The organism is Gemmobacter denitrificans (assembly GCF_036964905.1).
GTDB lineage: Bacteria > Pseudomonadota > Alphaproteobacteria > Rhodobacterales > Rhodobacteraceae > Gemmobacter > Gemmobacter denitrificans.
This window is the reverse complement of sequence record NZ_JBALHR010000027.1, coordinates 1-19,942: the sequence shown is the minus strand read 5'-3', so window position 1 is coordinate 19,942 and position 19,942 is coordinate 1. Positions and strand designations below refer to the sequence as shown.

At 63.7% G+C, this 19,942-nt stretch carries 15 protein-coding genes; 12 read left to right on the top strand and 3 right to left on the bottom strand.

Annotated elements, in window-relative coordinates; translation table 11 throughout:
- Positions 1 to 91: 91 nt before the first annotated feature.
- Positions 92 to 523 (bottom strand): Lrp/AsnC family transcriptional regulator, encoded by a 432-nt coding sequence (locus V6590_RS20170; RefSeq protein WP_335425512.1) that lies wholly within the window; start codon positions 521 to 523, stop codon positions 92 to 94.
- Positions 524 to 633: 110 nt separating this feature from the next.
- Here V6590_RS20170 and rocF point away from each other — a divergent pair, with 110 nt between their 5' ends.
- Both rocF and ocd read left to right on the top strand, forming a co-directional pair.
- Positions 634 to 1,560, top strand: a complete 927-nt coding sequence (gene rocF, locus V6590_RS20165; protein ID WP_335425511.1) for an arginase — start codon at positions 634 to 636, stop codon at positions 1,558 to 1,560.
- 63 nt (positions 1,561 to 1,623) lie between these two features.
- The gene (gene ocd / locus V6590_RS20160; protein ID WP_335425510.1) at positions 1,624 to 2,670 is read left to right on the top strand and encodes an ornithine cyclodeaminase; all 1,047 of its coding nucleotides are present in this window, start codon (positions 1,624 to 1,626) and stop codon (positions 2,668 to 2,670) included.
- A gap of 7 nt (positions 2,671 to 2,677) precedes the next feature.
- On the opposite strand, the gene V6590_RS20155 is transcribed toward ocd, so the two are convergent.
- Positions 2,678 to 2,947 carry an usg protein gene (locus V6590_RS20155; RefSeq protein ID WP_335425509.1) on the bottom strand — a complete coding sequence of 90 codons (270 nt, stop codon included), beginning with the start codon at positions 2,945 to 2,947 and terminating at the stop codon, positions 2,678 to 2,680.
- Positions 2,948 to 3,152: 205 nt separating this feature from the next.
- Here V6590_RS20155 and gyrA point away from each other — a divergent pair, with 205 nt between their 5' ends.
- The 10 genes from gyrA to V6590_RS20105 all read left to right on the top strand — a co-directional run bounded on the left by gyrA (position 3,153) and on the right by V6590_RS20105 (position 18,925).
- Positions 3,153 to 5,864 (top strand): DNA gyrase subunit A, encoded by a 2,712-nt coding sequence (gene gyrA, locus V6590_RS20150; RefSeq protein WP_335425508.1) that lies wholly within the window; start codon positions 3,153 to 3,155, stop codon positions 5,862 to 5,864.
- A gap of 79 nt (positions 5,865 to 5,943) precedes the next feature.
- On the top strand, positions 5,944 to 6,294 hold the full coding sequence (locus tag V6590_RS20145; RefSeq protein WP_335425507.1) for a DUF6614 family protein: 351 nt from the start codon (positions 5,944 to 5,946) through the stop codon (positions 6,292 to 6,294).
- 41 nt (positions 6,295 to 6,335) lie between these two features.
- On the top strand, positions 6,336 to 7,673 hold the full coding sequence (trmFO, locus tag V6590_RS20140; protein ID WP_335425506.1) for a methylenetetrahydrofolate--tRNA-(uracil(54)-C(5))-methyltransferase (FADH(2)-oxidizing) TrmFO: 1,338 nt from the start codon (positions 6,336 to 6,338) through the stop codon (positions 7,671 to 7,673).
- On the top strand, positions 7,655 to 8,485 hold the full coding sequence (gene gluQRS / locus V6590_RS20135) for a tRNA glutamyl-Q(34) synthetase GluQRS (RefSeq protein WP_335425505.1): 831 nt from the start codon (positions 7,655 to 7,657) through the stop codon (positions 8,483 to 8,485). The genes trmFO and gluQRS overlap by 19 nt, the downstream gene beginning before the upstream one ends.
- Before the next feature lie 103 nt (positions 8,486 to 8,588).
- Positions 8,589 to 9,758, top strand: coding sequence for an efflux RND transporter periplasmic adaptor subunit (locus tag V6590_RS20130; protein WP_335425504.1), 1,170 nt, complete (start codon positions 8,589 to 8,591; stop codon positions 9,756 to 9,758).
- 3 nt (positions 9,759 to 9,761) lie between these two features.
- On the top strand, positions 9,762 to 12,860 hold the full coding sequence (locus V6590_RS20125; protein ID WP_335425503.1) for an efflux RND transporter permease subunit: 3,099 nt from the start codon (positions 9,762 to 9,764) through the stop codon (positions 12,858 to 12,860).
- A gap of 67 nt (positions 12,861 to 12,927) precedes the next feature.
- Positions 12,928 to 13,527: an HAD family hydrolase gene (locus V6590_RS20120; RefSeq protein WP_335425502.1), complete on the top strand. Its 600-nt coding sequence runs from the start codon at positions 12,928 to 12,930 to the stop codon at positions 13,525 to 13,527.
- Positions 13,528 to 13,695: 168 nt separating this feature from the next.
- The gene (locus V6590_RS20115; RefSeq protein ID WP_335425500.1) at positions 13,696 to 14,763 is read left to right on the top strand and encodes an efflux RND transporter periplasmic adaptor subunit; all 1,068 of its coding nucleotides are present in this window, start codon (positions 13,696 to 13,698) and stop codon (positions 14,761 to 14,763) included.
- Positions 14,760 to 15,830 (top strand): efflux RND transporter periplasmic adaptor subunit, encoded by a 1,071-nt coding sequence (locus tag V6590_RS20110; protein WP_335425499.1) that lies wholly within the window; start codon positions 14,760 to 14,762, stop codon positions 15,828 to 15,830. Before V6590_RS20115 ends, V6590_RS20110 begins: the two co-directional genes overlap by 4 nt.
- Positions 15,827 to 18,925 (top strand): efflux RND transporter permease subunit, encoded by a 3,099-nt coding sequence (locus V6590_RS20105; RefSeq protein ID WP_335425498.1) that lies wholly within the window; start codon positions 15,827 to 15,829, stop codon positions 18,923 to 18,925. The genes V6590_RS20110 and V6590_RS20105 overlap by 4 nt, the downstream gene beginning before the upstream one ends.
- Before the next feature lie 463 nt (positions 18,926 to 19,388).
- On the opposite strand, the gene V6590_RS20100 is transcribed toward V6590_RS20105, so the two are convergent.
- Positions 19,389 to 19,922: an IS110 family RNA-guided transposase gene (locus tag V6590_RS20100; protein WP_434063296.1), complete on the bottom strand. Its 534-nt coding sequence runs from the start codon at positions 19,920 to 19,922 to the stop codon at positions 19,389 to 19,391.
- Positions 19,923 to 19,942 lie beyond the last annotated feature (20 nt).

Genomic DNA, 19,942 nt, shown 5'->3' with positions numbered 1-19,942 from the left:
GATCACCCCCGTAGCTCAGGGGCCTTGAATCACGCAGCGGCGGCGGCCTCAAGCAAATCAATGGGTCCTGACCCTAGGACAAAGCAGCCGTTCAGCGTCGGCCGGCCTTGCGGGTGGAGAGCAGCAGGTTGGTCTCCGATGTAGTGACCCCTTCGATGCTGCGGATGCGATGAATGACTTCGTCCAGGTCCAGCAGGGTCTGGGTCGCCAGTTCCACGATCAGATCCCATTTGCCATTGGTGGAATGAACCGCCACCACGGCAGGCAGACCTGCAAGGCGCGCCATGATCTTTTCGCCGCCGCGCCCTTCGATGCCGATCATCATCAGGCCCCGCACCGGGGCCGCGGTCACATCGGCGCGGGTCAGCACGGTGAACCCGGCGATTTCGCCGCGCGCGCTCATCCGTTCCATGCGGGCGCGGATCGTGGCGCGGCTGAGATCGAGCTTGTCGGCCAGTTCCGACAGCGACGCCCGTCCGTCACGGCGCAGTTCGGCGATCAGCCTTTGGTCGATTTCATCCATCGTGAACAAATTACCTTCCGATTTGGGCATCAGGCTTCACAGAACGATCATAATGCTGCTGGAACCTGCCGCAAGATGAAAAGACCCTTGTCAGGACAGGAGACCAGACCATGACCAGAACCGTCCTTATCGGAGCCCCGATCGATTCAGGCCAGCGCCGCCCCGGCTGCCTGATGGGCCCTTCGGCCTATCGCGTGGCAGGGATTGCCCAGGCCATCCGCGACCTTGGCCATGGGGTCGAGGATTGGGGCGATGTGGCCCTGCCTGCACTGCGCGACGTGGCCTGCGCCAATCCGGCGGTCGATCAGCTGGCCGAAACGGTGGGCTGGACCGAGGTGCTGGCCGACAAGGTGGAAGATGCGCTGGCCGATGGGGCCATGCCGGTCATTCTGGGCGGCGATCATTCGCTGGCTTTGGGAACGGTCGCGGGGGCTGCGGCCCATGCACGCCGGGCCGGGCGGCCGCTGTTCCTTTTGTGGCTGGATGCACATTCCGATTTTCACACGCCGCTGACCACCACCAGCGGCAACCTGCATGGCACTCCGGTGGCCTATATTGCCGGGCGCGAGGGGTTCGAGGCCTTTCCGCCCTTCCCCGCGCCGATCCCGGCAGATCGCATCTGTCTTTATGGCATCCGTTCGGTTGATCCTGCGGAACATGCGGCGCTGTTGAAGCATGACATTGCGATCAATGACATGCGGGTGCTGGATGAACAGGGGATTGTCGCCCCGCTGCGCGCCTTTCTGCACCGCGTACGCGAGGCGGGCGGGCTGCTGCATGTCAGCCTGGATGTCGATTTCCTCGATCCCTCGATCGCGCCGGCCGTGGGCACCACCGTGCCGGGCGGCACCACCTTCCGCGAGGCGCATCTGGTGATGGAATTGCTGCATGAAAGCGGGTTGGTCACCAGCCTTGATCTGGTGGAACTGAACCCGTTTCTGGATGAACGCGGCCGCACTGCACGGCTGATGGTGGATCTGGTGGGCAGTCTGATGGGCAAGAAGGTCTTTGACCGCCCGACCCGCAGCTTTGCCTGACCCGCGCCTTTGCCTGCCACTTGACCCCGCGCATTCTGGATGCGCCGCCTGAAGGAAGTTTTCATGTCTGCCCCGTCGCGCAACGCTTATGTCCCCTTTGTCAGCGTTGACAACATGATGAAGCTGGTCCTGCATATCGGGATCGAACGCATGATGGCCGATCTGGCCGCCGAGATCGAAGCCGATTTCCGGCGCTGGCCCTTGTTTGACAAGACCCCGCGCGTGGCCAGCCATTCCGATATCGGTGTAATCGAGCTGATGCCCACCTCGGATGGCGAAACCTATGGGTTCAAATATGTGAACGGCCATCCAAGCAACATGAAGAAGGGGCTGCAAACCGTTACCGCCTTTGGGCTTTTGGCCGATGTGGCAACGGGCTACCCCTTGATGCTGAGCGAAATGACCATCCTGACCGCCCTGCGCACGGCGGCGACCAGCGCCATGGTGGCCAAATGGCTGGCCCCGAGGGGCGCGACCACAATGGCCATGATCGGCAATGGGGCGCAGGCGGAATTTCAGGCCCTGGCCTTCAAGGAAATCTGCGCTATCCGCGAGATCCGCCTGTACGACATCGACCCGGCGGCTACCGCCAAATGCGCCCGCAACCTGACAGGCCGGGGGCTGAACGTGGTGTCCTGCACCACCCCGGAGGAGGCTTTGCTTGGGGCGCAGATTATCACCACCTGCACCGCCGACAAGCAGAATGCCACGATCCTGACCGACAACATGGTGGGCAGCGGCGTGCATATCAACGCAGTGGGCGGCGATTGTCCGGGCAAGACAGAGCTGCACCGCGATATCCTGCTGCGCTCGGGCATCTTTGTGGAATATCCGCCGCAAACCCGGATCGAGGGTGAAATTCAGCAACTGGCACCAGACCATCCGGTGACCGAGCTGTGGCAGGTAATCAGCGGTACGGCCACCGGGCGGCAGGACGCGCGCCAGATCACCCTGTTCGACAGCGTGGGCTTCGCCATCGAGGATTTCAGCGCGCTGCGCTATGTGCACGGGCGGCTGCAGGCATCCGGCCTGTATCTGGACCTGGACATGATCGCAGACCCTGACGATCCGCGCGACCTGTTTGGCATGATCCTGCGCGCCGCGGCCTGATCTGCGGTCAGTGCAGCCGGAATTCCTTCACCACATGGCGCCATTCGCCCGCCGCAATCAGCTTGCGGTGGGTGAAACGCACCGAATGCAGCGGGCCTTCGATCTCGTCCTGCCAGAATGCGATGAAGGCGAACAGGCGCGGATAGTCCGGCGCCAGATCATACTCCTGCCAGATGAAGCTGTTCAGGACATGCCGGTAATCGGGCATGCGGTAGAACAGCTCTGCCGTGGTCAAACCATAGCCTTTCAGCATCAATTCGGTTGCTGACCGCTCCATCAGATACCTCCTTGGTTTCTTCTTGTAGGGTCATGCTGCCAGATTCGAATTATTTTTCAATGAATACAGTCTGTTATCAGGCCATTCCTTTGGCTGCCAGCTGGCCGGGCGCTGCGAGGTTGCACCCCATATCTGCGATGGTCTATACTGCGCGCAACCAGATTTTGGGGCACCCCCGCCCCCAACAGACCAGAAGGCGCGCAGAGTGAGCGACCAGCCAGAAGATACTGAAAACTCGGAAGAAACACCGCGCCGCACCTATGATGGCCCGCAAGTCGCCATCGAAGCGGAGATGAAGACGGCCTATCTCGATTACGCGATGAGCGTGATCGTCAGCCGTGCCATCCCCGATCTGCGTGACGGGCTGAAACCGGTGCATCGGCGCATCCTGTTTGCCATGCACGAAACCGGCAACACCCATGACAAACCCTATCGCAAATCGGCGCGTCCGGTGGGCGATGTGATGGGGAAATACCACCCCCATGGCGACAGCGCGATCTATGATGCCTTGGTGCGGATGGCGCAACCGTTCAGCATGTCGTTGAAATTGCTGGATGGTCAGGGCAACTTCGGCTCCATGGATGGCGATAACGCCGCCGCCATGCGCTATACCGAAGTGCGGATGGACAAGCCCGCCGCCTTCCTGCTGGCCGATATCGACAAAGACACGGTCGATTTTCAGGACAACTACGACGGGAAAGACCGCGAGCCGACTGTGCTGCCCGCGCGCTTCCCCAATATGCTGGTCAACGGGGCGGGCGGTATTGCCGTCGGCATGGCGACCAATATCCCGCCGCATAACCTGGGCGAGGTGATCGACGGCTGCCTTGCCATGATCGAAAACCCGGATGTGTCCTCGGAGCGGCTGATGGAGATCATCCCCGCCCCCGATTTTCCGACGGGCGGTGTGATCCTTGGCCGGTCCGGCGCGCGCAAGGCCTATCTGGAAGGGCGCGGCAGCGTCATCATCCGCGCCAAGACCCGGATCGAGGAGCTGCGCAAGGATCGCTGGGCGATCATCGTGGATGAAATCCCCTATCAGGTGAACAAGGCCGCGATGATCGAAAAGATCGCGGAACTGGTGCGCGAAAAGAAGATCGAGGGCATTTCCAACATCGCCGATGAATCCGACCGCGTGGGCGTGCGGGTGGTGATCGAATTGAAGCGCGATGCCACGGCGGATGTGGTGTTGAACCAGCTGTACCGCTTTTCCCCGCTGCAGACCTCGTTCGGCTGCAACATGCTGGCCCTGAACGGCGGGCGGCCCGAAACGCTGGCGCTGCGCGATTTCCTCGCCCATTTCATCACCTTCCGCGAAGAGGTGGTGGCCCGCCGCACGGCATACGAACTGCGCAAGGCGCGCGAACGCAGCCATGTGCTGTGTGGTCTGGCCGTCGCAGTGTCGAATGTGGATGAGGTTGTGGCCACGATCCGCTCATCGGCCGATCCGGCAGAGGCGCGTGAACGGCTGATGACGCGGCGCTGGCCCGCCCATGACATCATCGCCTATATCAAGCTGATCGATGACCCGACCCATACCGTCAACGATGACGGCACCTATAACCTGTCGGAAATTCAGGCCCGCGCGATCCTTGACCTGCGCCTGCAGCGCCTGACGGCGATGGGCGTCAAGGAAATTACTGACGAGTTGGAAGAACTGGCGGCAAAGATCAAGGATTACCTGGATATCCTGTCGTCGCGCGAACGGATCATGGCGATCATCTCCGCCGAACTATCCGAAGTGAAGCAGCTGTTTGCCGTGCCGCGCCGGACCGAGATCGTCGATTGGGCGGGCGATCTGGAAGATGAAGACCTGATCGAACGCGAGGACATGGTCGTCACCATCACCTCGGGTGGCTATATCAAGCGCACGCCACTGGCCGAATTCCGGTCCCAGAACCGGGGCGGCAAGGGCCTGTCTTCCATGGCCACCAAGGAAGATGACGTGGTCACCACGCTGTTCGTGGCCAATACCCATACGCATCTGTTGTTCTTCACCACCGATGGCATGGTGTACAAACTGAAATGCTGGCGCCTGCCCTTGGCCGGGAGGACGGCACGCGGCAAGGCCATCGTAAACATCCTGCCCATTGAAACCGGGGTGTCCATCGCCGCGCTGATGCCGGTGGATGTGCCGGAACTGGAATGGGACAGCCTGCAGATCGTCTTTGCCACATCGGATGGCGATGTGCGGCAGAATGATCTGAGCGATTTCACCAACGTCAAGCGCAACGGCAAGATCGCGATGAACCTGCCCGAAGGCGTCAGCCTGGTGAATGCGGCGATTGCCGATGAAAATGACGATGTGATGCTGGTCACCGCGCTTGGCCGCGCGATCCGCTTCCCGACCACCGAAATCCGCGTGTTCAAATCGCGCGGATCGACCGGCGTGCGTGGCATCCGTCTGGCCGATGGGGATCGGGTCGTGTCGATGTCGATCATCCGCCATTTCGAGGCCGATCCGGCGGAACGCGCCGCCTATCTCAAGCAGCGCCGCCTGATGGCCGGCAATCTTGAGGAGGAAGTTGAAACCGACGAGGAAGAAGAGGTCGCAGGTGGCCAATTGTCGCCCGAACGCTATGCCGAAATGTCGGCGGCAGAAGACCTGATCCTGACGGTTACCGCGAAAGGTCTGGGCAAGCTCAGCTCCAGCCACGATTATCCGGTGCGCGGGCGCGGTGGCATGGGTGTGACGGCCTTTGAAAAATCCATGCGCGGCGGCGCTTTGGTGGCTTCGTTCCCGGTGGAAACCAGCGACCAGATCATGCTGGCCACCTCGACCGGGCAATCGATCCGGGTGCCGGTGGACCAGATCAGTTTCCGGTCACGTTCGGCCGGGGGGGTGAAGGTCTTCAACACCGGTGGCGACGAGGAAGTGGTCTCGGTTGCCCGGGTGGCAGATCAGGGCGACGAATGAAAAAGACCGGGGGAAACCCCGGCCTTTAACCTTTTGGCAAGCGGTGAATGGTCTGATGGCCCCGTAAAGGGAGGCATGAATGAACCTCTATCATTGCCTGATCGAACTGAAATCGGAATCCCGGGCGCTGGCCTTTGCCGCGGCGGTGGACAATTGGATGACCTATCTGCAAACGCAGGGTCTGGTGTCAGGCTGGCGGCTGTTGCGGCGGAAATTCGGCCTGTCATCAGGGGCACATACCGATTTCCTGCTGGAAATCGAATTGCCCGACATGGCAGCACTGGATCAGGCCTTTTCGGTGCTGGCGCAGGCCGATGAACAGGCGGCGCGACGGTATGATCAGATGCACCAGATGATCGCCGCGGTGTCGGTCGGGCTGTACCGCCCCTATCCTGATTCCGCACAGCGCGAACGGATTGCGCTGATCTAGCGGCGCTTGATCTGGGGGGCGCTTGGGTCTATCTGCGACCCATGCGCGAACCCATTCACATCATCGGCGGTGGCATGGCCGGGTCAGAGGCTGCCTGGCAGGCGGCTCAGGCTGGCGTGCCGGTTATCATTCACGAAATGCGCCCCAAGGTGGGCACCTTTGCCCATCGCACCGGCAGTTTTGCCGAGATGGTCTGTTCCAATTCCTTCCGCTCGGATGATGACGAGCGCAATGCGGTGGGCCTGCTGCATTGGGAAATGGGCGCGGCGGGTGGCCTGATCATGGAGATGGCGCGGGCGCATCGGCTGCCTGCGGGCGGGGCGCTGGCGGTGGACCGCGATCCCTTTGCCGAGGCCGTGACGGCGCGGCTGCGCGCCCATCCGCTGATTTCGGTGGTGGAAGGCGAAGTGACCGCCCTGCCGCAAGAGGGGCGCTGGATCATCGCGACCGGGCCTTTGACCAGCACCGCGCTGGCCGAAAGCATCCGGGCGGAAACCGGGGCCGAGAGCCTGGCCTTCTTTGATGCCATCGCCCCCATCGTCTATGCCGAAAGCATTGATATGTCTGTGGCCTGGCTGCAAAGCCGCTATGACAAGGGCGAGACCGAGGAAGAGCGCACCGCCTATATCAACTGCCCGATGGACAAGCCACAATATGAGGCCTTCATCGACGCGCTGCTGGCCGCCGACAAGACCGAGTTCCATCAGGGCGAGACGGCGGGCTATTTCGACGGCTGCCTGCCGATCGAAGTGATGGCCGAGCGCGGGCGCGAAACACTGCGCCATGGGCCGATGAAGCCGGTGGGTCTGACCAATGCGCATAAGCCGCAGGAAAAGGCCTATGCCGTGGTGCAGCTGCGCCGCGACAACAAGCTGGGCACGCTCTACAATATCGTGGGCTTTCAGACCAAGATGAAATACGGCGCGCAAACCGCTGTTTTCAAAATGATTCCTGGCCTTGAGAATGCCAGTTTCGCCCGGCTGGGCGGCATTCACCGCAACACTTTCATCAATTCGCCCACGCTGCTGGATGATCAGATGCGGCTGAAATCGCGGCCCAATATCCGCTTTGCCGGACAGGTGACCGGGGTTGAGGGCTATGTGGAAAGTGCGGCTATGGGTCTGCTCGCAGGCCGTATGGCTGCGGCGGAAGTGAAGGGCGACGTGTTGCCGCCGCCGCCGCCCGACACGGCGATGGGTGCGCTGATCACCCATATCACCGGCGGGGCTGAGGCCAAAACCTTCCAACCCATGAATGTCAATTTCGGGCTGTTCCCGCCAATTGATGCCAAGGGCGGACGGCGCGGGCGCAAGGATCGCTACAAAGCCTATACCGATCGCGCCAAGGACAGTTTCACCCAATGGCTGGCGGTGCAGTAACACGCTTTGCGCCATCGCCCACCGGGCCGCTGCATCTGGGTCATGCCTATGCTGCGCTGGTGGCCGATGCGCGTGGGCAGATGCTGCTGCGGATCGAAGATATTGACCGCGCGCGCTGCAAACCGGAATGGGAAGCAGCGATTTTTGAGGATCTGCGCTGGCTGGGGCTGCGCTGGCCTGCTCCGGTCATGCGGCAATCGGATCGGCAGGCGGTCTATGCGCAGGCGCTGGCCAAGCTGGAGGCGATGGGCGTGACCTATCGCTGCGCCTGTTCGCGGGGGGATATTCGCGCAGCCCTCTCGGCCCCGCAGGAAGGCGCGGCGATGATCGGACCGGATGGGCCGGTCTATCCGGGCCTGTGCCGGGATAAGGGTATCGCCGCTCCCGATGCCGCGATCCGGCTGGATATGGCACGGGCGATGGCGTTGCTAGGCCAGATCAGCTTTGACGACAGCGGGCAGGATCATGCGGGGCGCCACCTCAAGACTGCACCAGAACTGATTGAAACTATTGGAGATATCGCCTTGGCGCGGCGTGATCTGGGCACATCTTATCACCTGTCGGTGGTGGTGGATGATGCGGCCCAAGGCATCACAGAGGTGACGCGCGGCGCCGATCTGTTTGAGGCGACCGCCATTCATGTGGTGCTGCAACGGCTGCTGGGGTTGCCCACACCCGCCTATCACCACCACCGCCTGATCCGCGACGATCAGGGCAAGCGGCTGGCCAAGCGCGACGATGCGCGTGCCTTGGCGAAGTACCGCGCCGAAGGCGCAACCCCGCAGGATATTCGTCACATTCTGGGGATTTAAGCGACGGAAAGCCCGGCTTTCCGCCGTTCAACCCTGCGCAGCGCATTGCTCCCCCGGGGCCCGCGCTCTAGTTTGCGGCCAAGGCCAACCGGAAGGACCGACGATGAAGCTGACCCCTGCGCCGATTGCAGCCCTGATCCTCTGCGCCTTTGCCTTTCCGGGGCTGACGCAGGCCCCTCCGGGCGCTGGCGCGCGCGGCCCGGCCAAGGTCGGTGTGATCGAGATGCAGCGGCAGGAGGTTCGGCGCAGTTCCACCTTGCCGGGCCGGGCGGTGGCCTATGAACAGACCGTGATCCGCCCCCGCGTGGGCGGTGTGGTGACGGCGATCCTGTATCAGCCGGGCGCAACCGTCAGCCCCGGCACGCCGCTGTTCCGGCTGGACCCTGCGGAATATGAGGCAGACCTGCAATCGGCTCGCGCCAGCCTGGCCCGGGCACAGGCGGCCCTGCCCGCGGCCGAGGCCGCACTGGAACGGGCCCGGCAGCTTGAAGGTTCGGGGTCCACCCGTGCCACGGTAGAAAGCGCCGAGGCCACCGCCGCGCAGGCCCGCGCCGATGTGCAGGCAGCCCAGGCCTCGTTGCGGCGGGCCGAACTGGCGCTGGACTGGACGGAAATCACCAGCCCGATTGCCGGTGTGGCGGGCCTGCCTGCGGTTTCGGTCGGTGATCTGGTCACCGCAAACCAGACCGATGGCCTGACGACGATCACCCGGCTGGACCCGATCCATGTCGATCTGTTCGAACCCTCGGCCCGGCTTCTGTCGATCCGCGACCAGATCGACCGCGGGGTGCTCAAGCCCAATGAACGGCTGGAGGTGACGCTGACCCTGGAAAACGGCCAGACCCATGCCTCGGGTGGAACACTGGTCGCGCCATCGGTGACGGTATCGCCCACCACCGGCACGCAGGATATCCGCTTCCGCTTTGACAACCCCGACCGGCGCATCCTGCCCGGCATGTTCCTGCGCGGCGAGGTGGTTCTTGGCACCATCGACGCCTTTCTGGTGCCGCAGCGGGCCACGACACGGGGCCGCGATGGCAGCCTGTCGGCCTGGATCGCCCTGCCCGACAATATCGCGCAGGCGCGCAAGCTGACCGCTTCGGGTAGCCAGCAGAATGCCTGGATCGTGACCGAAGGGCTGGAGCCGGGCGAGCGGCTGATCATCGACGGATTGACCGGGCTGAAGGAGGGTGCCGCACTGGAACCGGTGCCCGTCACCATCGACGATCAGGGCGTGGTGCGCGATGTGGCGACAGACCCGGTGAACAACTGACCCATGGCACAGTTTTTCATCCATCGTCCCGTTTTCGCCTGGGTTCTGGCCATAATCACCATGCTGGCCGGGGCATGGGGGCTGACCACCCTGCCCGTCTCGCAATATCCTGACATCGCGCCGACCACGATCCGGATTTCTGCCAGCTATCCGGGTGCTTCCGCCGAGACCATCGAGAATTCGGTGACCACGGTGATCGAGGACGGGCTGACCGGGCTGGATGATCTGCTGTTCATGACCTCGGGCTCATCGGCCTCGGGGCGGGCGAATGTGACGCTCACCTTCAGCGATGCCGCCGACCCGGACATGGCCCAGGTCCAGGTGCAGAACAAGCTGCAGCTGATCCAGAACAACCTGCCCGATACCGTGCGCCAGCGCGGGATTTCGGTCACCCGGTCGGGAACATCGATCCTGATGGTGGCCGCGCTGGTGTCGCGGGACGGGCGGTATTCGACGCTGCAACTGGGCGATCTGATGGCGCAGGTGGTGGAAGACCCGATCCTGCGCACGCCCGGGGTGGGGTCGATCAACAATTTCGGATCGGGCTATGCCATGCGCATCTGGCTTGATCCGCTGCGGATGGCCCAGCATCGGGTGATTCCGTCGGATGTGACGGCGGCGGTGGCCGAACAGAACAGTACCGTCACGGTGGGCAGTCTGGGCAGCCAGCCGGTCGTTCCGGGCCAGCAATTGACCGTGGCGCTGAACGCCCAGTCGCAACTGGGCACGGTCGAGGATTTCGAACGTATCATCCTGCGCACTACCGAAGATGGATCGACCGTCTTTCTGGGCGATGTGGCGCGGGTGGAAATCGGTCAGGAAAGCTATGGTGCGTCATCCCGTTTCAACGGGCTGCCGGCTGCGGGCTTTGGCATCAACCTGGCCACCGGCGCCAATGCGCTGGATACGGCCGATGCGGTGCGGGCCACGCTGAACCGGGTTTCCGCCGCCCTGCCCGAAGGGGTGGAAATTGTCTATCCTTTTGACACGTCACCCTTTGTGGCCGAGTCGATCGAACGGGTCTATCACACCCTGGCCGAGGCGGTGGCGCTGGTCTTTCTGGTCATCCTGGTCTTTTTGCAAAGCTGGCGGGCGACCTTGATCCCCACCATTGCCGTGCCGGTCGTGCTGCTGGGCACCTTCGGCGTGCTGGCGGCGACGGGGCTGACCATCAACACCCTGACCATGTTCGCGCTGGTGCTGGCGATCGGCCTTCTGGTCGATGACGCCATCGTGGTGGTGGAAAATGTCGAACGCATCATGGAGGAGGAAGGGCTGGGCCCGATGGAGGCGACCGAGAAATCGATGCGCCAGATCACCCCGGCGCTGGTCGGCATCGCGGTGGTTCTTTCGGCGGTCTTTCTGCCCATGGCCTTCATGTCCGGCTCCACCGGGGTGATCTACCGGCAGTTTTCGGTCACCATCATTTCGGCCATGGTGCTGTCGCTGGCGGTGGCCCTGATCCTGACGCCCGCGATGTGCGCCAGCCTGCTGCGCCCGCGCGATCACAAGGGCGGCATCGCCCCGGCGCGCTGGTTCAACCGGGGGCTGGGGGCCACGACGCGCGGGTATGGCCGCGTTACCGGCTGGATGGTGCTGCGTCCCTTCCGCATGTTGGCGGTGCTGGCAGCCATCGGCGGCGGGGCCTTCTGGCTGTATGACCATCTGCCGTCCTCTTTCCTGCCGCAGGAAGATCAGGGCGTGCTGATGGTGCAGATCCGCCTGTCGGAAGGATCGACCACGGCCCAGACCGCAGCGGTTCTGCAAGAGGTAGAAACCTGGCTCTTGACCGAAAAATCCGACGTGGTGGTGTCCACCTATGGCGCGCTTGGGTTTTCCTTTGGCGGCGGCGGGCAGAACACCGCGATGCAGTTCATCGCCCTGCGCCCCTTTGCCGAACGCCCCGGCATCAGCGCCGCCGCCCTGGCGCAAGAGGCCAACCGCAAATTCGGCGGCCATCGGGCCGGGCGCATCGTCTTTACCCAGCCCCCGGCCATACAGGGCCTGGGCAATGCCTCGGGTTTCAGCTTCTACCTGCTGGATCAGGCGGGGGCCGGGCAAGGTGCGCTGCAGGAAACGGCAGTGGCGCTGGTGCAGGCCGCCGAAGCCGCCGGCAAGACCGGGTCGTTTCGCGGGCACGAGGCCACCTTCCGCCCGGCCCTGCGGCTGGAGATCGACCAGCAAAAGGCCCGCGCCATGGGGCTTGAGCTCAGCCAGATCAACGGGATGCTGGCAGTGATCTTTTCGGGGCGCGAGGTGAATGATTTCCCGCTGGGCACCGAATTGAAGCCGGTCATCGTGCAGGGCGAAGCTGCGGCGCGGATGCAGCCGCAAGACGTGGATGGCTGGTTTGCCCGCAATTCAGGGGGCGAGATGGTGCCCTTTGCCGCCTTCATGACCCAGCGATGGGATGAAACCTCGCCCAGCCTTGACCGGTTTGGCGGGGCCCGCGCCATGGAGATTTCGGGCGCGCCGGTCGAAGGCGTGTCCACAGGCGATGCGATGGAGGAAATGGAACGGCTGGTGGCCGACCAACCGGGCGGTTTCGGTCTGGCCTGGACCGGGATTTCCTATCAGGAACGGCTGTCCGGCAATCAGGCGCCGCTGCTCTTTGCCATGTCGTCGCTGGTGGTGTTTCTGTGTCTTGCCGCGTTGTATGAAAGCTGGACCGTGCCCTTTGCGGTGATGCTGTCGGTGCCGGTGGGTATTCTGGGGGCGCTGGCGGCGGCACTGCTGTTCGGGCAATCCAACGATGTCTATTTCAAGGTGGGCTTGCTGACGACCATCGGGCTTGCGGCGCGCAACGCCATTCTGATTGTCGAATTTGCCCAGACCCTGACCGAGCGAGGCATCAGCCTGACCGATGCGGCACGACAGGCGGCAACCCAGCGGTTGCGCCCCATTCTCATGACAACCTTTGCCTTTCTGCTAGGGGTTCTGCCGCTGGCCCTGGCCGACGGGGCCGGGGCAGCAGCACAGCGCGCCATCGGGATCGGGGTGATCGGCGGTATGCTCAGTTCGGCGGTGTTGGGCATCTTTCTTGTGCCCGCCTTTTTCGTGGCCGTGCGGCGCCTGACCGGTGGGCCTGCCAGCCGGGGTTGACAGTAAGGCAGCCCCGGCCATGATGCGCCCGGCAGGCCATTGCCCTGCCACAACATGGGACGATTTCATGAAAGCCATTGTTTTCGATCTGGGGGATGTTCTGGTCCGCTGGGAAGCCTGGCGGGCCTTTGCCCCTGCCCTGGGCGGCGACCGCGCTGCAGCCGAGGCTTTCATGGAGCGTGTTGATTTCCCGACCCTGAACCTGCGCTGCGACGGGGGCGAGTGCTTTGCCGATCTGGCAGCAAGGATTGCCGATCCGGCCGATGCAGCCTTGCTGGCCGCTTATGTGCCGAATTACGCTGCCACCCTACCCGAAGCGATCGAAGGCACATGGGCGCTGATGGAGCGGCTGCGCGCAAAGGGCTTGCAGATTCATGCCATCACCAATTGGTCGGCGGAAACCTGGCCCATCGGGGTGGCGACGCATCCTCGGCTGGGCACCGCCTTTGGCGTGACCATCGTTTCGGGGCAGGAAGGTCTGCTGAAACCCGATCCGCGCATCTACCACCTGCTGTGCGATCGGGCCGGGCTGCGGCCCGCCGATTGCCTGTTCATCGATGACCGCGCCAAGAACGTCGAAGGTGCCCGTGCCATCGGCATGGCGGCAGTCCAGTTCACCAGTCCCGAGGTGCTGGAGACGGATCTGCAGGCCATGGGCCTGCTGTAAATTCAGGCCCGCGCCCGGGTTCATGTGCCGTGACGGCAGCCTCGGTGCGCCTTCCGACAAATCGGCTTTCTTTCCGGCGATCTGTTGCTAAGATCGCCATAAATCATGGAATTGGCCCGACGGCAGCTTACCCTGCCGGACGCGCCGTTGTGCGAAAGGGCTGTTTCTATGGCTGCTGCCCCGCTTCTCCGTGTTCTTGCCTTGGGAATCGCCTGTGCATCGCCCGTTCTGGCGGAAGAGGCCTTGCCGGTCGAGATCGTGACTGTCGCGCCGATGGTGAGCGGTTATGACCACAAGCTGACCGGATCGACCGAAACGACGACGCTGATCCCGCTGGCCTTTCGCGCCGCGGGGCGGATCATCGCGGTCGAGGTGGATCAGGGCGATCTGGTGGCCCAAGGTGCCGTGATCGCCCGGATCGATCCGGTCCAGCAGCGCGAGGCGTTGCGGGTGGCCGAGGCCGGGCTGCAGGCTGCCGAGGCCGGTCTGTTGCGGGCGCAACAGGAATTTGATCGACAGAAGGCGCTTCTGGACAGTGGCCGGATCACCCAGGCCGAATTCGATGCCACGCGCGAAGGGCTGGTAACGGCAACCTCGTCGCGGGAACAGGCGCAGGCTCAGGTGGTGCGGGCCAGACGCGCTCTTGAAGATACGGTGCTGACAGCCCCTGCAGATACGATTGTGGCAGCACGATCGGCCGAGGCCGGACAGGTGGTGGAAGCCGGGCAAACCATCGTCACGCTGGCTGGTCGGACGGGCCGGGACGCCGTGTTCCTGGCCCCTGACGGGGCCCCGGTTGAAAGCTTTCTGGGCTCCGAAATCAGCTTGCGCCTGCTGAACCACAATGGCCGCGAATTGCGCGCCCGGCTGTCCGAAGTGGCACCGGTGGTGGATGCCGCCACCGGCAGTGTGCGCGTCAAGGCCCGGATCGAAAACCCGCCGGAAGATCTGTTCCTGCTGGGCGAACCGGTCGAGGGCAGCCTGACCATCCCGGCCTCGGTGGGGGCTGTCGTGCCCTGGACGGCGCTGACCGAATCCGGGGGGCAGATGGCCGTCTGGACCGTGGACCCGGCCACGATGCGCGTGGCGCTGGCCCCGGTGACGGTGGACCGCTTTACCACCGAAAGCCTGCTGATCGCCGAAGGCCTGCCGCCCGGCACGATGGTGGTGGGCGAAGGGTCGCAGATGCTGTTTCCCGGCCGCCTTGTGCAGGCCAGACCGGAGGTTGCGCAATGATCCGGCCCCTGATCCCCGCCGGTCTGGTGCTGCTGGCGCTGGCCGCGCCCCTGCAGGCCCAGATAAAACCCGAACCGCCACGCCCGGTGGTCAGCCAGATCGTGCAGCCCGAAGCGGGCCTTGGCCGTATGCTGACCGGCACGGTGATGGCTCGGACCCAGATCAGCCTGGGGTTCCAGACTTTTGGGCGTATTGCCGAACGCCCGGTGACGGTGGGCGACGTGGTCAGCAAGGGGCAGATTCTTGCCCGGCTTGACCCCTATACACTGGACGAAGACATCGCAGCCGCCGAAGCCGCGTTGACCACCGCGCGCGCCCAGCAGGTCACCGCGACCAATGCTCTGACCCGGGCGCGCGAATTGCAGGCGCGCGGCGTGGCTTCAACCGCGCGGCTGGAAGAGGCCGAACGGATGCTGGCCGCTGCCGATGCCGCTGTGGACAGTGCCGTCGCCGATCTGGCCCGCGCCACCGATGCGCGCGGCTATTCCGATCTGGTGGCACCGGAAGACGGCGTGATCCTTTCCACCGCAGCCGAGGCGGGCGCCGTGGTGTCGGCAGGCAACCCGGTTGTGGTTCTGGCCAGCACTTCGGAAATCGAGGCGGTGATCGACCTGCCGGAAGAACTGGCCGGGCTTCTGTCCATCGGGGACCGGTTCGTGGTTTCGCTGCGCGCCGGTGCCACAGCCCCCGTGACGGGGGAACTGCGCCTTGTGGAGCCGGTGGTTGATGCCACCAGCCGCACAAGACGGGTGCATCTGACCCTGATCGCGCCGCCGCCCGGCTATCGGATCGGCAGTCTGGTGCAGGCCCGGCTGTCCGAAACGGACCCGGCCCCCCTGTTCACCCTGCCCCGGAACGCCATCCGGCACGATGGGGCTGCAACCGCAGTCTGGCGGGTGGACCCGACGACGCGGGCCGTGGCCCTTGTGCCGGTGACACTGGACCCGCAGGGCCGCGGCCCGCGCGCGGCCATTACCGATGGCTTGCAGCCCGGCGATGAAATCGTCACGCGCGGGGTCAATTCGCTGATCGAAGGTCAGATCGTGGGGATGAGGGAAGCGGAATGAAGAGCTTCAACCTGTCGGATTGGGCGCTGCACCACCGGTCTTTCGTCTGGTATCTGCTGATCGTGTCGCTGATCGCGGGGGCGTTTTCCTACATGCGGCTGGGGCGCGAGGAAGACCCGGCTTTCACCATCAAGACCATGATCATTCAGGCCGCTCTGCCCGGAGCCACGGCGGAACAGACCCTGACCCAGGTCACTGACCGGATCGAGAAAAAGCTGCAGGATCTGGATACGCTGGATTACACACGGTCCTTCACATCGCCCGGTCAGGCGGTGGTCTATGTCGAATTGCGGGCCGATACCCCTGCCCGCAGCGTGCCCGATCAATGGCGCAAGGTGCGCGACATGATGGCCGATATCCGCCCCGAATTCCCGGCGGAATTTGCGGGCTTCGCCTTCAATGACAGTTTTGGCGATGTCTTTGGCAATATCTATGCCTTCACCTCGGACGGCTTTTCCCCGCGCGAAATGCGCGATCGGGTGGAACAGGTGCGCAATCGCATCCTCACCCTGCCGGATGCCGGCAAGGTGGAGCTGATCGGCACCCGCGACGAGGTGGTCTATCTGGAGTTTTCCACCCGCAGGCTGGCCGCGCTCGGGCTGGACCGGCAGGCCGTGGTGGATACGCTGGCACGGCAGAACGCCATCGTGCCTTCGGGCGTGATTGACAGCGGCCATGAACGGGTGCTGGTGCGGGTTACCGGTCAGTTCGACAGCGCCGATGAAGTGGCGGCGGTGAACCTGCGGGTGGGCGACCGCATCTTTGCCCTGACAGATGTGGCGACGGTCACGCGCGGCTATCAGGACCCGCCTGCCCGGCTGTTCCGCTTCAAGGGGCAAGAGGCGATCGGGCTTTCCGTCGGCATGCGTGCGGGCGGCAATATCGTGAGCTTTGGCGAAGAGCTTGACCGCGAAATGGCCAAAGTGGCCGCAACCCTGCCCATCGGGATCGATATGCACCGCGTGGCCGATCAGGCCCATGTGGTGGAAGATGCCGTTGGCCATTTCCTGCAGGCGCTGCTGGAGGCGGTGCTGATCGTGCTGGCGGTCAGTTTCGTCAGCCTTGGCCTGCGCGCGGGGCTGGTGGTGACCATGACGATCCCGCTGGTGCTGGCGCTGACCTTCGTCGTGCTGGATATCTGGGGCATCACGCTGCAGCGTATCTCGCTGGGTGCGCTGATCATCGCCCTGGGCTTGCTGGTCGATGATGCGATGATCGCGGTGGAAACCATGATTTCCCGGCTTGAATTGGGCGAAAGCCGGGAAAAGGCCGCCTCTTTTGCCTGGACCTCCATCGCCTTTCCGATGCTGTCGGGAACGCTGGTGACCGTGGCGGGGTTCATTCCGATCGGGCTGAACACCTCGGCGGCGGGAGAATATACCTTTTCGCTGTTCGTGGTGATCGCCGTTTCGCTGGTGCTTTCGTGGATCGTGGCAGTGCTGTTCGCGCCGATCATCGGCGTGACCTTCCTGCCCCCGACGATGAAGCACAAGACCGAAGAACCGGGTGCCCTGCGGCGCGGCTTTCATGCTGCTGTGCGGGCGGCCATGCGGTTCCGCTGGCTGGCCATCGCCGTGACGGTTGCGACTTTCGCCCTGTCGATCTGGGGGATGCGCTTTGTCGAACAGCAGTTTTTCCCGACATCGGACCGGCCTGAACTGATCATCGACGTATCGCTGCGCCAGAATGCATCGATTGCCGGCAGCGATGCAGCCATTGCCCGGCTGGAGGGTTTTCTGGCCGATCAGCCCGAGGCGCTGTTCTGGACAAGCTATGTCGGCATGGGGGCACCAAGGTTCCTTTTGTCGCTGGATGTGCCGACGGCAGGCCCGCATATGGGGCAGATCGTCATCCAGACCCCCGATCTGGAGGCCCGCGACCGGCTGAAAGCGGCGCTGGAGGCTTTTGGCCGCCATCAGATGGCCGGAACCGATGTCTTTGTGAAATATCTGGAAATGGGTCCGCCGGTTGGTCGTCCTGTGCAATATCGCCTGTCAGGGCCGGATGTGGGCCTGCTGCGCGATCAGGCCCGCGATCTTGCGGCTGTGGTGGGCAGCGATCCGCGCCTGACCTCCATCATGCTGGACTGGAACGAACCGGCCCGGGTGGTGCGGCTTGACCTTGATCAGGACAAGGCCCGCCAGCTTGGCATTTCGGCGCAAGACCTGTCGGTGGCCCTGTCAGGCGTGTTCAATGGCACCAAGGTCACCGAATTGCGCGATGGCACCTATCTGGTCGATCTGGTGGCGCGGGCTGCGGGGGATGACCGCAGCAAGCTGAGCGCGCTGGCCAATCTGCAACTTGGTACGCCCTCGGGCGCTGCAATCCCGCTGCTGAGCTTTGCGACCCTGTCATGGGCCACCGAACAACCCTTGATCCTGCAGCGCAACCGGGTGCCCACGATCACCGTCAAGGCCGCGATCGCCACCGATGACCAGCCTGCCACGATCGATGCGGCGCTGGCTGACCGGATCGCCGCTTTCCGCGCGGGCCTGCCGCCGGGCTTTGTGCTGGAAGTGGGCGGCACGGTGGAATCAAGCGCCGACAGCCAGGCCCCGATTGCCGCCGTGGTTCCGATCATGATCCTAGTGATGATCACGCTGGTCATGGCGCAGATGCAGAGCTTCCGGCTCAGCCTGATCGTGCTGGCAACCGCACCGCTGGGCATGATCGGGGTGGTTGCGGCCCTGCTGCCTTCGGGGGCGCCGCTGGGGTTTGTGGCCATTCTCGGGGTGCTGGCGCTGATGGGGATTCTGATCCGCAATGCGATCATTCTGGTCCATGCGATGGAGGAGCTCTTGCAGGAAGGGCACAGCCGCTGGCAAGCCTGTTTTCTGGCCACCGATCAGCGCGCCCGCCCCATCCTGCTGACGGCGGCGGCGGCCAGTCTGGCCCTGATCCCGATCTCGCGGCAGATTTTCTGGGGCCCGATGGCCTATGCGATGATGGGCGGCATCATTGCGGGCACGCTGATCACCTTGCTGTTCGTTCCCGCGCTATATTGTGCGGTCTTCGGGGTACAACCGCCTGATCGCAATGCTCCTGCAGAGCCGAAACCTGAACCTGATCCGGCGCCCGGTCACAGCACGGCATGACGCCCGGATCGGAATCTGTCTGCGGTTTTGTCATGGCGGGTCGCTAACCGATGGCCGCTTGTCAGCGTGTTGAATCAACGATCTCGCAATACTGTCTGAATCTCCGATGCTGCACATGAGGAGCATCAGGATCGCACGCCGGACGTCCACCATGGTCGCCCAGCTTGGGGCCACGCCCGGAACGTGTGTGGATGCCCCCGGTTTTGCAAGCTGATTTTTCGACGTTTCGTCTGGGCTTCAATCGGTCGTGTGTCAGGCCTCTCAGTGTGGCCTTTGTGACGCCACGGGCCGGTATGCTGTTCGGAAGGCTGGGCCCACATCGGTTCAGAGAGCTGTAGCGCTCGAGCCCCGGGACTGGGTTTCCCGCCTTGAACTTTGAAGTCCGTGTCGCTTACTCCGTCTGTCGATCACCCTGCCCAAGCCTTGCGGCCCATAGCGTTATCCTGCGTCATGTGACTTGGGATCACGCCATTCGATAGTCCTCCCCCTTCGTCGTCATGGCCCAAACCATCCGCGCCATCTTGTTTGCAAAGGCGACGGCGGCAACCATGCGCGGCTTGCGGGCAACGAGGTTGGCCAGCCACCGATTGGAACTGCCGCCACGGCGCACAACCCAGCGGATCACACTCATGGCCCCAACGATGAGCAACTTGCGGATGTCGCACTGCCCCATCTTGCTGACCGCACCAAGGCGGGTCTTGCCGCCAGTCGAGTGTTGTCGTGGCACCAGACCCAACCACGCGGCAAAGTTCCGGCCACTGTCAAAGGTCTCCAGATCAGGGGCAAAAGCTGCGATGGCGCCAGCGGTCACCGGACCGATGCCCGGCACGGTGCAGAGACGCCGCAACTCGCAATCTGTCTTTGTCGCAGCCTCAAGTTCGTGGGCCAGGCGCGTGATGATCTCGGTCAGTTGGTCGATCTGCTGCAAATACAGCTGACCCATCTCCCGCACGGGCGCAGGCAGATCCACTTCGGACCCCTTCAAGGCGGTTTGCAAAAGCTTGATGTGAATGGGGC

What these genes read in the sequence shown, in the direction of transcription:
- V6590_RS20105 (WP_335425498.1), top strand. Translation starts at nt 15,827, where the DNA reads ATGAAGAGCTTCAACCTGTCGGATTGGGCGCTGCACCACCGGTCTTTC.
- V6590_RS20130 (WP_335425504.1), top strand. Translation starts at nt 8,589, where the DNA reads ATGAAGCTGACCCCTGCGCCGATTGCAGCCCTGATCCTCTGCGCCTTT.
- rocF (WP_335425511.1), top strand. Translation starts at nt 634, where the DNA reads ATGACCAGAACCGTCCTTATCGGAGCCCCGATCGATTCAGGCCAGCGC.
- V6590_RS20155 (WP_335425509.1), bottom strand. Translation starts at nt 2,947, where the DNA reads ATGGAGCGGTCAGCAACCGAATTGATGCTGAAAGGCTATGGTTTGACC.
- trmFO (WP_335425506.1), top strand. Translation starts at nt 6,336, where the DNA reads ATGCGCGAACCCATTCACATCATCGGCGGTGGCATGGCCGGGTCAGAG.
- ocd (WP_335425510.1), top strand. Translation starts at nt 1,624, where the DNA reads ATGTCTGCCCCGTCGCGCAACGCTTATGTCCCCTTTGTCAGCGTTGAC.
- V6590_RS20120 (WP_335425502.1), top strand. Translation starts at nt 12,928, where the DNA reads ATGAAAGCCATTGTTTTCGATCTGGGGGATGTTCTGGTCCGCTGGGAA.
- V6590_RS20115 (WP_335425500.1), top strand. Translation starts at nt 13,696, where the DNA reads ATGGCTGCTGCCCCGCTTCTCCGTGTTCTTGCCTTGGGAATCGCCTGT.
- V6590_RS20170 (WP_335425512.1), bottom strand. Translation starts at nt 523, where the DNA reads ATGGATGAAATCGACCAAAGGCTGATCGCCGAACTGCGCCGTGACGGA.
- V6590_RS20125 (WP_335425503.1), top strand. Translation starts at nt 9,762, where the DNA reads ATGGCACAGTTTTTCATCCATCGTCCCGTTTTCGCCTGGGTTCTGGCC.
- V6590_RS20145 (WP_335425507.1), top strand. Translation starts at nt 5,944, where the DNA reads ATGAACCTCTATCATTGCCTGATCGAACTGAAATCGGAATCCCGGGCG.
- V6590_RS20110 (WP_335425499.1), top strand. Translation starts at nt 14,760, where the DNA reads ATGATCCGGCCCCTGATCCCCGCCGGTCTGGTGCTGCTGGCGCTGGCC.
- gluQRS (WP_335425505.1), top strand. Translation starts at nt 7,655, where the DNA reads ATGGCTGGCGGTGCAGTAACACGCTTTGCGCCATCGCCCACCGGGCCG.